The 13,316-nt window shown below is 38.4% G+C and carries 7 protein-coding genes and 1 tRNA gene; all 8 read left to right on the top strand.

From position 1 onward, the window contains the following. The first annotated feature begins 191 nt into the window (after nucleotides 1–191). On the top strand, nucleotides 192–428 hold the full coding sequence (locus tag ACFO6W_RS10885) for a hypothetical protein (protein WP_379996270.1): 237 nt from the start codon (nucleotides 192–194) through the stop codon (nucleotides 426–428). Continuing rightward, on the top strand, nucleotides 419–739 hold the full coding sequence (locus ACFO6W_RS10880; RefSeq protein ID WP_379996268.1) for a type II toxin-antitoxin system RelE/ParE family toxin: 321 nt from the start codon (nucleotides 419–421) through the stop codon (nucleotides 737–739). Before ACFO6W_RS10885 ends, ACFO6W_RS10880 begins: the two co-directional genes overlap by 10 nt. Before the next feature lie 591 nt (nucleotides 740–1,330). Continuing rightward, on the top strand, nucleotides 1,331–1,489 hold the full coding sequence (locus ACFO6W_RS10875; protein WP_379996266.1) for a hypothetical protein: 159 nt from the start codon (nucleotides 1,331–1,333) through the stop codon (nucleotides 1,487–1,489). Nucleotides 1,490–1,832: 343 nt separating this feature from the next. Then, entirely contained in the window at nucleotides 1,833–5,390 is a 3,558-nt protein-coding gene (locus ACFO6W_RS10870; protein ID WP_379996264.1) for a leucine-rich repeat protein, read from the top strand. A gap of 17 nt (nucleotides 5,391–5,407) precedes the next feature. Beyond that, nucleotides 5,408–6,715: a leucine-rich repeat domain-containing protein gene (locus ACFO6W_RS10865; protein ID WP_379996262.1), complete on the top strand. Its 1,308-nt coding sequence runs from the start codon at nucleotides 5,408–5,410 to the stop codon at nucleotides 6,713–6,715. Between the two features lie 188 nt (nucleotides 6,716–6,903). Then, complete coding sequence (locus ACFO6W_RS10860) at nucleotides 6,904–12,549, top strand: ATP-binding protein (protein ID WP_379996260.1); 5,646 nt, start codon at nucleotides 6,904–6,906, stop codon at nucleotides 12,547–12,549. Between the two features lie 128 nt (nucleotides 12,550–12,677). After that, nucleotides 12,678–12,750 (top strand) — tRNA-Thr (locus ACFO6W_RS10855). A 330-nt stretch (nucleotides 12,751–13,080) separates the two neighbouring features. After that, a partial coding sequence (locus ACFO6W_RS10850; protein WP_379996258.1) for a hypothetical protein occupies nucleotides 13,081–13,316 on the top strand: 236 nt, incomplete at its 3' end.

Here is a 13,316-nt window from a genome sequence, read left to right as displayed (position 1 = left end):
GGCCTGTATATCTGTTTCCAACTGGCATTGCCCGTATTACTGGATGAGGTGAAGAAAGTAAAGGTGAAAAGGCCTGTGGGGGAGGCGAGTTTTTAGATAAGACTATATTGATTTTACAACTTTAACCTATTCGTTTTTAATTAGTAAATAAAAAGAATAACTTTGTATTATGAACTAAAAATATTACCGGTATGGATAAAGATATTTTATATATAGAGAAAGCAAAATTGATAGAGTCTATTGTCGATATTAAAGATGTGGATGTAATCAAAAAAGTCCGGGCATTCATAAAAAAGGCTGTACCCCGTCCTGCCGTTATGACGGTAGAAGAACTGAAAGCAGAAGTACAGGAAGCGACCGGACAACTGGAGAGCGGAAAAGGAACCAGCCATGAGGACTTTGTTAAAGAAATGAAATCATGGTTGTAATCTGGTCTAATAAAGCAAAGCTCAGAGTCCGGCAGATTTTCGAATTTTATGTACAGAAAAGTTACAACGCAGCGTCAAAACTCGTTCTTGATATTGAATCCGCAGGAAATTCATTAAGTAAATTTCCTCAAATGGCTGCAATAGAACCAATTCTTTCAGAGTTGCCGAAAACCTACAGGGCATTGGTTATCAGAGATAATTATAAAGTCATATACTATATAGATAATGACAAAAATAAAATCAATATTGTCACCGTCTGGGATTGCCGGCAAGACGATAAGAAATTGAAAAATGAAGTCATAAAAAAATAAGAAGGATTTTTTATCCTTCTTATTTTTTTATATCGGTTTATTTTAGTTTATTCTGGTCAGTGTATAATATCTTATTACCAGAGAACTTATAACGGATAACAAATCCGGACAATAATAACTTCGGGGTTACAAACCCCGAAGGACGAAGATCCAAAGAAATAGAATTAAAAATTCTTATATCAAAAGCTATCGGATTGCAAATCCGGTAGGGCGAGGGAACCACAACTAACCGCCGAAAATAGCTGAAATCGTAACATAATACTTATATATGAGCACAAATAACTTATAAATACCTCCGGAACGAATATTTTACCCAAATCATATATGTATGGTTTCATAAATATACCAATATCACAACTATATGCAATCAGGTTGCGAAATAGGTAATAAACGGATAAAAATAGGTAATGATATACTATTTGCCTGCATCTACATTTATTGTTACTTTATACCGGATATAATATCCGGTACATGGAAATGCCGGAATCCTTTAGCACAGGATGGCGTTTTCTTTGTTTTGTTTACACTTATTCCGTCCGGGAGGTATTCTCTTTGTACGGGTAGGTGTTTGGATTTTTTTAATGAAATTCTATGATAAGAGCAGGCAGTTTAAGCGGATTATCCACCGTTTTTCCTACAACGCTGGCATCCATTTTTCCTCCCGGAAATTTGGAAGTTAGCCGTATTTTGTTAGAGAGAGAGAGAGAGAGAGAGAGAGAGAGAGAGAGAGAGCAGTACGCCCGCGCATAATAATAGTAAATATATACTTTTTTTTAAAGTACAATCCTTGTACAGTTTTTTCAGACTGTGCAGGGATTTTTCGTTTTTCGTCCGGGCCGTTTCGGTTCCGGACTTACCTGTTTTAAACCTTTTGAGCCGGTAATTACCTGTCTCTCTATCTATAAAAAAGTAACTCAAAAAGCAGACCTCACAGGGATGTTGGTATTAATAAAATTATGTATGAAGTATGAAGAAAAGATGTGGTGTTAATTTTATCCTGCTTATTGTTAAGCGTCGGATTTATAGTAGCGCAAACAACGAGCCTTTTACTTTACTTATATAGCACAAAAATATAAAGCTAACATGATAAAATATGAAAAACCAAACAAATAGAAGAAACAATTTTATGGCGGCAATGCTGTTGCTTATTGCTTTGTGCATTGCAACGGCGGCAACGGCGCAAACGTGGAATATCAGCGATAATTCCACATCAGGGAATAATGTTACCGCGACGTTAAGCGACGGTACTTTAACTATCGGCGGCACAGGTAATATGGCCGACTTCGATGTTTCGGCGGAAGGTAATGCCCCGTGGTATAATAGCCGTTCTGCCATACAAACGGTTGTGATAGAAAACGGCGTAACCAATATTGGCAATACCGCGTTCCGGGATTGCGCCAACCTGCAATGGATAACCATTTCCGAAGGCGTTAAAATAATAGGAGTGCGGGCATTTGAAAATTGTACTTCGCTACCGGCAGTAACTATTCCTCTTAGTGTATTAACTATTGAAAATAATGCCTTTAAAAATTGTATAGGGTTAAAGTCAATAGCCAATTTGTCTACAATCCCGCAAAGTATAAACAGTAATGTTTTCCAAGGTGTAACAATTAGCTCGATTTATCTTGCAACGCAAAAGGAAACGACCGAAACCTACAAAACTGCAAATATCTGGAAAAACTTCAAATATGTTGAGCCTTATGTTGATGTTGACGACTATTTGACCGTTGGATTGGATGGAACAGCATATTATTATGAATACTGGGACAATAATCATAGCATAATCAGACGGTTAACAGCATATGACGGGGTAAAAGATGTTATAAAAATGGTTGCCGAGTATAATCAGGAAGGTATTCCCGAAAGAATTTTATCTGAAAATATAATTCTTCTAATTGATAGGAATGATGAAAACAAATTTAATATAGCATCAATATATGGTGGTGAATACCGTTCCGTTGACAATATTGAAATAAATTTCACCACAAAATCATCAGTTAATGTCATTAATGTTAAAGCGGCAGCAAGTAAAGCGGTCAGTTCAATTCTTAATGGAATTATTAAGCACAACTCAGCTGATTATCTTCTCGCGGAAAATACAACTCCTTCCTTGATAGGACTCGTTACTACTCTTATTAATATTTCGGGAATAGATAAAGGTATGCCCGATGAGGTTAAGGCGGTTTATTACTCATTTACATGGGCTTTTTCTATGGTAAATATGGTTACGAGTTGTACTTCAGCTTTTGTTACTGTAGTCGGTGGACCCGTAACATGGACAGTGGGAGTGCCGTTGATTGCGAAGTGCTTGTGGGACATTCGTAGTGCTTATTCGGCAACTATGCAAATGGGCAACGCATTGTCAAATGTTGATTGGAGTTGGACTAAAGTCAACACAAATTGTTCTGTAACAACTATGCTAACAGGCAGCACACTTATTATTGGCGGTTGTGGCGCTTTGCATGCTTCTGATATAAACAAATATGCAGATAGAAAGAATGAGATAACGAAAGTTATAATAGAAAATGGAGTAACCTCAATCGGGAGTTCTGCCTTTTCCGGCTGCACGGGCTTAACTACATTGACTTTGGGCAGTGGTCTGACCTCGATTGGAAGCAGGGCATTTTACGGCTGTGAGAATTTATCAAGTGCCCTGAATATTCCTGCCGGAGTGACAAGCATTGGAGATTATGCTTTTGTAAACTGCAAAAAGATACCTTCGTTAGTAGTTCCGGGTTCCGTTGCTTCCGTCGGGTATGATGCTTTTCAAAATTGTGTTAACATGCAAACTGCCAAAATAGAAGCAAAGATCATTGAAGGGAGTGCCTTTTCCGGCTGCACGGGCTTAACTACATTGACTTTGGGCAGTGGTCTGACCTCGATTGGGAGTTCTGCCTTTTCCGGCTGCACGGGCTTAACTACATTGACTTTGGGCAGTGGTCTGACCTCGATTGGAAGCAGGGCATTTTCTGGTTGCACAAAATTAGGTTTGATGACGGTTAATGCTACGATACCACCTACTATTAGCAGCAATACATTCTCCGGTGTTAATACCAACATTCCTGTAATAGTACCATCTCCCAATACATATAAGGCTGCGCAATATTGGAATTTGTTTACGAATTTCCATGAATTGGGTTGGACTCCGAGTGATAATGCCGATTTATCAAGCCTGACTGTAAGTCAGGGAACCCTTTCACCGGGTTTCAACGTCAATACGACAAATTATACCGTTTCGGTGGCAAATGCAGTCAGTTCAATTGAAATTTCCACCACCGCAGCCGGTTCGTCAGCCACTGTCACCGGAACAGGGATAAAACAGTTGAATGTAGGTAATAATACCTTCAATATCGTTGTTACAGCGGAAAACGGAACAACAACGAAAACCTATACAGTGGTTGTTACACGCGCCAATCCGGCGGTATATTCCATCGGTACATCATCAAGCCCTTCTTCCGGCGGTACAACAAGCGGCAGTGGAAGCTATACGCAAGGAACATCCTGCACCGTCAGGGCAACAGCAAATACCGGTTATGACTTTGTCAACTGGACAGAGAACAGCTCCGTCGTTTCTACAAACGCGGGTTATACATTTACCGTATCGGCCGTGCGGAACCTTGTCGCCAACTTTAAACTGAAATCGTATACTGTCTCTGTTTCTGCCAATCCGTCCGCATACGGTATGGTAAGCGGCGGCGGAAATTATAATCATGGCGCGTCACGTACAGTCATGGCGACCGCGAAAACCGGTTACAGCTTTGCCAACTGGACTGAAAACGGCTCTGTCGTTTCTACAAATGCAAGCTATACATTCACCGTATCGGCTGCGCGGAACCTTGTCGCCAATTTCACAGATACGCCTGTAGTCCTTTCAGGCTTCTCGCTCAACAATGGCGACGGCATAGCCATATTCCGCACGGTGGACTTAACTTACGCATTAAGCGGCGGCATACCTACGCATTTTATGGCCAGTGAAAGACAGGATTTCAGCGGCGCATCATGGAGGGCATACGACCTGTCTGCGCTGAACTATACCTTTGCCTCGGATGAAGCGGGAACTAAAACCGTATATACGAAGCTAAAAAACAGCAGGGGGGAAACGGCAGTCCGCAATGACAATATTTACTACAAGCCTTACCATCCGGTAAACCTTGCATCCTTTACCCCGAACAACGGGCTAAAGAGCGCGGCGGTACGGACGATAAGCCTGAACCACGTCATAGGGGACGGTATGCCGACATTGTACAGTATTTCCGAAAACAGTCAGGAGGTGGGGCAAACATGGCTTCCTTACAATCATGAGCTTTCCTATATATTATCGCCGGGTAACGGCATGAAGGAACTCTTCTTCGCCGTATCGGACGGAACAAGCGTTTCGAATACCCTCTCTGCTAAAATCCTGCTGGATGAGGCAACAATCAGGTTATACCCGAATCCGGTGAAGGATATACTGAATATCGAGTTTATAAGCGGTAACCCAACGCCAACGATACGGGTACAGGTATATTCCCTTGCAGGCGCAATGCTATTGGAAAAAGATTCAGGTACGCCTGTATTCAGCATAGACCTGTCGCCCTGCCCTGCGGGAGTCCTGCTGGTAAAGGTATCGGACGGCACAAAGACAGAAATTCACCGGATTATTAAACAGTAACACACCAGAGTATGATTATGAATAGCTATAAAATAAAGGACAGGACGCCATTCCGTTTTTCCGGCAGGAAGATATATGTATATATGATGCTGTGCGTATTGCTTGCGGGCTGCGGGGGAGGAGGCGATGAGGTAGAACCTGTTCCAACCCCTACGCCAACCCCAACACCGGGGCCTGAAATCACGATAACGGCAAGTACCAAAAGCCTCAGCCTGTCTCCTGTCGGTGGTGAACAGACCTTTACTGTTACCACCAATGCAAGCGACTGGAGCGTAACGTCTTCCGAAAGCTGGCTGTCAGTAGCCAGGCAGGGGAGTAACACCGTAAAAATACAAAGTAACGCCAATCTGAATGTTTCGCGTTCGGCTGTTGTACGCTGTACAATCAGCGGGAAGAATGTTTCAGTTTCGGTGAGTGTCGCCCAGTCCAAAGTAACGGAGTTGCAAAGCGACAGCCTCGCCCTGTCCGACCTGTTCCATATAACGGGCGGTTCATCCAATTCGCTTGCCCGGCTGGGAGTAACGGTGACTGACGGTCATGTCACCATGTTGAAGCTCAAGGATAGTAACCTGAGCGGCTCTATCCCTGCAAGCCTGGGCAGGCTTACGCAATTGCGGTATTGCGACCTGAGCGGCAATGACCTGACCGGAAGCCTCCCTGCGGAAATAAGCAGCCTGACGGAGCTTGAATACCTGGACTTGTCGGACAATGCCCTGTCGGGTAACATACCTTCACTAAGCCAGTTAAAAAAACTGGTTGTGCTCGACCTGAGCGCAAATGATTTCGCAACTCTTCCGGCACTTCAAAGTCCGGATATGGAATATCTGTCCGTCCATAAAAACAAATTATCAGGGAATTTACCCGCAGGCTGGGCAGATTACAGGAAGCTGGTCTATATCGACGCCAGCGCGAACGCTTTCACGGGCGGCATTCCGGGTGGATGGTCTGCGTTAACCAACCTGAAAGCCCTGCACCTGTATGGCAATGCGTTGTCCGGATCTGTTCCCGGCTGGCTCGAATCGCTTACATACCTGAAATCACTGGGTCTGAGCCATAACAACCTGACGGGAAGTATTCCCGCAAGTCTGGGTGTATTACTTCAGTTGGAAACGCTCTGGCTATCGCAAAATAAGCTGAACGGGCAAATCCCGTCGTCCCTGCTGAATAACTCCCGTTGGAATAGCTGGGAAAGCCAGGTATGCCCGCAGCAAAGCGGCTATGGGTTTACAAACAGCACCTTGAAAACGGGTATGGTGAAGAGTGGAAGCCTCGAAGCTACAGGCTTGGGAAAGAAATTGAAAGAGGAGTATAGGAACAGGTATTAGATAGATGTAAAAAAAACAATAAGTAAGTATAGCCGGGGTTTGTACAGCTCCGGTTATATTGCCCAAAGGCAAGAGAATCGCCAAATTCCTATCCTACCGTGTAAACGGAAGAACTGCACCTTGCGACAAATAACGGGTAAACAATATCATGTACTTTATATTTAAACTCACATAATTTATCATTTTTAATGAAACAAAATAATATCCCCGATATTTTAAATTCGAGAAATGAACGTGTCATTCTTGAACTACCCAATTACTCTTATTGTCATTCATCACAAACGCAGGGAGAAAACCAATCATTCTTTTTAGGACGGCAATCGCTGTTGGATAAACTAAAGAACCTGCTTTCTACAGCAGTGAGCAAAACAGGCGTTTATCTTGTTACAGGTAATCGAGGAGTGGGAAAATCACGGCTTGTGGAAGAAGTTATAAAAAAAACTTCTATACAAAAACGCAGCATTACTAATTATATCAGTTTTCTTTTCATTGCGCTTTTTTTTACGCTTGGCTTGCAATATGCGACAAATCAGAATTGGCATATTCCTACTTGTTTTTGGTGGGTTCAAGTAGTCACCGCCATAAGTTTATTCTTTGTTACTGGCCACAAAAGTTATTTAAGAAAAAAAACAAGGCAATACGAAATACCTAACAAACTAGGTGGAATAGGGCATACTTCCGCTGCCATGTTAAAAGATTTCTTAATGTTGCCAGCCAAAACCAACCCATTTTTGAAAACACGAAATATCTCAAAGCTTGTGCTGCTTTTGCTTTTGATACAAATTTTTGCAGCACAAACCGATTTTACTCATTTTCAACTTTTTATTATTTATCTGGGAGCTGTTTCAGGTTATTATTATGTCAGATACGCTAAACAGATTTTAATTCAGGAATATCGAAAAAGTTATAATGGTAAATCTAAAGATTGGAAATACAAAAATAAAGAGACGACTTTGGCTAATGCTTTTAAACATTTGGAATGGGTTACTGTTATTGTCGTACTTATATCTATGGCGATAGTGATATCTACAATATTAAAGCATGATTGGATACGATCTTCCTTGCCATGTATATTATTCTCCTGTAAGATATGTACTAATTGGATATGGATACTATCATTAATTGGCGTTATTTTTATATGCATATTTGTATTTATTATACATACCATGGTAATATACAGAACCTTACAAGAAAACTCTATTTTTTTACAAAAATCTCCTAAAAATCCAAATGAATTATCTTACAAAGAAAAAGTGCATTCAATATTCAATAAAATATGTTTTTCTATCAAAATTACTATTCAATATTCTGTACCTCAATTAACTTCTCTTTTAGACAAAATCAACCATTACATCAAAAATTCAAACCGTGTATATCTGAAAATAAACTTTGGACACGATGTGTTAAATGAGCGTGATATGCTTCGCTTGATAGCCCGTAGCTTGACAATCGAATATAAAAATTTCCGTAAATCATGGATACATACGCTTTATTGGCGGACTTTGGCTTTGGTTGTTCTTTTGTCTGCGACACATTTGTTTTACAAAAATATATTACCAGAGATAGAAAAATCTGATTGTTATGTAACCGTTTCTAAAATATACAATACAGATGATGCAATGATGCAATACTATTCAAATGACGGTGCGCAAGTGGTAAATAACATCTTTTTACAAAAACAAAATTCAAATAATGATAATATAAATAAGCTCAATATTTATTTCAAATACACATTGTATAAAGTAGATAACACTATTGACCTAATATGTAGTTATATTGCTAATGGCCCAAATTATTTTTGGGAAAAAGATACAATAGAAATAAAGCAGTATTATAGTATCAAATACGATTGGTGGTTTATTTTCCTTATATTTTATATATTGGGCTGTTTATTATTGCGACTAAAATTTTTCACAACACCTTACACAATCAAAAGGCAGCTAAAACAACTGAATGAAAATATAACATACAGCACAGAACGGGAAATAAGCGCCAGAATTGGCGATGTCCCTCAACATAAGCCGCACTTCAGTATACGGAAAAAGCAAACGAGAATCATTGCCGACGCCCGCGAGATAGAAAAAGAATTGCAGGACATCTTAGAAAACATACAGAAGATCCCTGCATTTATGGCGCGCCCTGAATTTGTTATTGTTTTTGACGAACTCGACAAAGTGAGTCCCGAAACTCAAATCTCAGTCCAAGAAAGTGAATCCAAGCATAAGGAAGTGCTGTTTGCCTCAGATTCTACAAGGGAAAGGCAGGCGATTATTCTCAAACTGCTATCGAATATGAAGTATTTCCTTTCTACAGCCAAAGCCAAATTTATTTTTATTGCAGGACGCGAGATGTACGACATGTACCTTGCCGATATTGCAGACAGGAACAATTATTTTGGCAGTATTTTTAACGATGTGATTTTTGTACCGAGTTTCCTTACCGATGTGAAAAACAATAAAAAGCAGTTTGACATCACTACGCTGGTAGAGGAATATGTTTGCAGACACTTAATTCCCCAAGATTACCCGAATCTTGAGTACAATTTGAAAGAATACAACAAATATCTTGATGATAAGATTTATAAAGACGTTGAGGAAGAAAAGCAGCAACAAGTCAATATGAAAAAACAAAAAATCATAGCCACCTTGCAGCAGTTTATTATCTATCTTGCCCATACAAGCAAAGGAGCTCCAAAGAAAATGGTACAGATTTTTGAAAGTTTTATCAAAAGTTATGAGAATGAACAATTAAACAACAGATATTTGGATGTAAAACAGTTTAGAAGAACAAAGCTCTATCTGAATTTCGACTATTATGATCAATATACGATTGGAATGACCTCTTATTTGATGACGCCTGTTTTCAATCGCTTGTCTGATGCCAATATTCAGGAACACAGCGATAAGCTGCTTGTTTCTACGCTACATTTTGTCGACTATATGATGAAGTTTCACAATCAGAACTTTTCGTGGCGCAGTATCGATATTTCCCCCGAATTAATCGAAGTCAATCGTTCGCCAGAGCTTAAAGCAATTGTTAACGATATTGTAACGCTTTTTGAACAGATACATTTTCACAAGCCCATAATCAGTTTATACGAATTTAAGTTTGATGCGCTATTGACGCAGGAAATATTTTTCCTTTCCAAAATGGACGAGCGTTTTTCAGCGCAATTCAACTTTTCGCTCGACGAATCGTTGGTTTTGAAAGAGTATTACAAAAAGTTATTGAAAGAAAAACAGACAGAATACGAAAAGTATAAAACATATGGCGAAGATTATGTGAGTTCTATTGCCTCTTTGCAGATTGTTCTCGGCGATTTGCACTTTTTAGACGACGAACTTGATGTAGCTGCGCTTTATTATAAAGACGGCTTATATCTGCTTCAAAAACAGTTAGAAAAAGACCAAGAAAAAGAAAACCTCGAAATCTTCTATCTTTTCATACGCAATCAGCTGAAACTGGCATACCTTTATGAAAAACGCAACCAATCCGATTTTGCTTATTTGCTTTATGGCGAGTTAACAAAGCTGGTGATTAAATACCGCAATTTTGATCTTGAAAAATATGGAATCAGCATACGAAAAGACGGTAAGGATTTTATAATGGTGAAACATAGTGAAAGCGGGAAAACAGAACCATACGATAAAAACATAGAAACACCTAAATATGTAAGAAGCGATATTCCAATATACGATGAACGTAATAAAGCCAAAATTTGCCCAATGAAATTTAAGGAACTTACTCCAATAACGCAGCAGATAATGTTTAAAAATATGACATTCGAGGGCTTGCAACTGCTTTATTTGCCTTTACTTGCTAAATTACAGATTTTAGAAAAATGTTCTTTGGTGGGTATTCTTGCAAAAGATATTCAGTTAATAGAAGACGAATTTGAGTTTCTTACCCGCACAATCAACCACAGTGAAGTGAAAATTCTTACTGCCGATTTTTATTCAAAAATGGGCGATATTTTGTTTTATAAAAATAAAGTTTTCAGTTCGCCCAAAGAAAAACCAAAAAAAATAGGCAGTAAAAAGATAGATATTTCCCATTATGCCTGTCTTTACTATAAAAAGGCATTTATTGCATTGACCGTGAAAACAGGGGAAGAAGAAATAGAGAAAGTAAAATTTAAAGAAAAAACGATATTGCAAATTCTACAAGACTCCTCATTTAATAAAGCCGAATATATTGATAGTAAATTAAGTACAAGATACCGTTCTATGATGGCTCGAGTATTGTCTAATTTGGGTGATGTGTATTTTCAAGCAAAGAAAGGACAATGTGAATCTTGCGAGTTATATAAAAAGAACTGTCCTTTTTGGATAGCAAGTGACCCAGAGGATAGTAAAAAAAATAAAGAAAATGAAGGCTTTTGGTATCATTGGTGGGAGTTTATAGATTCTAAAAAGGAAGACAAAACAAAGGAATTTATAGCGCATATTTATAACAATAAGAATAACAATATTTTTAACAATATTTTCAACAATGGTAAGAAGTTAAAATTAAGCAATATCGAGCTTTCGCTATTCTTTTATTCATTATCTGCGAAATATTATAAAAAAGCCAATCAGCACAAGCATTATGCCTTTCAAGTTGCAAAAATATTAAACTGCTTAAAATATTGTTTGCGATATAGTATACACAAGACCAAAATAACAAAATTTTTAAACTGTAAAGACTGTCAAGACTGTAAAAAGGAAATTATATTAAAAGCGCTCACAAGAAAAGCAATACGCTCGCTCTATCTAGCATACGATAGCCTGAATATGTTTGATATAAATAAACGCAAAGAAGATTTTGACAGGTTTAGCGAATCATACAACAATAGAAATACATCTTTGCACTATATTCAAGTGGACAGCGAAGTAAGCCGCATTCGTACCATTGTCAAGGAATTAGAATTGGAATTAGTTAAAGATAATCCTGATGAAAAAGTTAAGACTGTAGAAAAAATATATACTCAATATATAACTTCGCCATATCATACAAATTACAGCGTTTCGGCTCGCATCCATAGATTAAGGATGAAAGACCGATTGAATCGTGAGGCGTATGAGATAATGATAAATGAAACTTCTAATAAAAAGGATAATATGTATTGTCAAATTTTGGGGATATTGACAAAAGAACAATCGAAAGAAACGATTTTTAGCAATATCGTATTTTCACAAGATTGTAAAAACAAGTTTTTTACAGTGCTTGAAATGTTGATAGCAGATTCAATTTTCTGTCTTGACGAGATATTGCGCTTAATCAAAACGGCAGGAGATTCTTATTTGTTTAACCACAGTTTTTTTGCTTCAATATACGATAGACTGGCAATTTGGACTTCAAGATATGAAGCATTGCTAATTATAAACGATTATTATTGCAGTGATAAAAGTGATAAAGATATAGAGAATCTGCCGAAAAAATTTGAGGAAGCTGAAAAGAACTTTCCAAAATTCGAAAACAACGGATATTTATCGGAACATACAAATGCAATCAGGAATGTTTTTAAGAATATGCAAATAAATAATCACTTGCAAAAGTTTTTAGGAAGCGATTTTAAGGAACAGTTGTCAGGCCACTATTATAGGGAACAGGCACTCGCGCACTATCATCAAACAATAGACACTCACAATGGCGGGCGTTCCTATCTGAATATCCTTGAGCAAATGTACTTTATCAAAGGCGATTATGATGATGTAACAAGCCATTTCAATGTGGCATTGGAACGTTTTCTTGTAAACAATTCAAATGAATTCCAGAAAAGGATGAAAGATCTGAAAGATAAAGGCAAAAACTCAACAGCGTATGATGTAGATAATTACTTTGAGAAACCATAAATATTACTGACGGAACAAATTCAGCTTTTTTATTTTCATAGTACAAAACTGAAACGCACTTTTTATTAATAAAAATAGTCTTGCATATTCTTTCTTTACGGAATGATACTATATTTGGTAGCCCAAACGCCGGTTTAGCTCAGTTGGCAGAGCAGCGCATTCGTAATGCGCAGGTCTGGGGTTCAAGTCCCCAAACCGGCTCGATATTGTTTTGATTCTTTCCTGTCTTCAATTATTCCTGTAACTACGAAAAGTTTTTAAGATGTAAATAAGTCCGGGTTAGTTTATTGATACACTGGTAAGTGATTGAGTAAATTTGGATAATTAGCAAATTTGAATATTAGCAGATTAGCAAATTTAATGAGTCAATGAGATGATGTGCCGATGTGCCAATGTTTTTAAATGAAAAGTGAAGAATATTTTTGGCTTCGGCGATTCATAATTCAATTCACTTATCACTTAGCAGATGTCAATATTAGCAGATTAGCAAATGTTTTAAAAAAACAAGAATTACCAATTAACAAATAGCGTATGTCAGTATTCAGTATTATATATTCGGACTTTAATGAGGCGCGGCTTTCTTTGAAAGAATGGTTTTTCTGCCGCAGGCAGGCTATCAGGATGGATATTGCCATCAGCCTTGCCGATATGAAGCAAAAGGGATGGAACAGGCAGTTTATAGTTATGCTGATGAGCCTGCCGGCAGGTGACAGGCTGGTATCCATACACAGGGATAAGTTCCTGGAATACCAACGGGCAGGCTTGCT

This window comes from Dysgonomonas termitidis (assembly GCF_042654545.1).
In the GTDB taxonomy this organism is placed as follows: Bacteria; Bacteroidota; Bacteroidia; order Bacteroidales; family Dysgonomonadaceae; genus Dysgonomonas; species Dysgonomonas termitidis.
The sequence above is the reverse complement of the archived record's forward strand: the minus strand, read 5'-3'. Positions and strand labels throughout refer to the sequence as shown.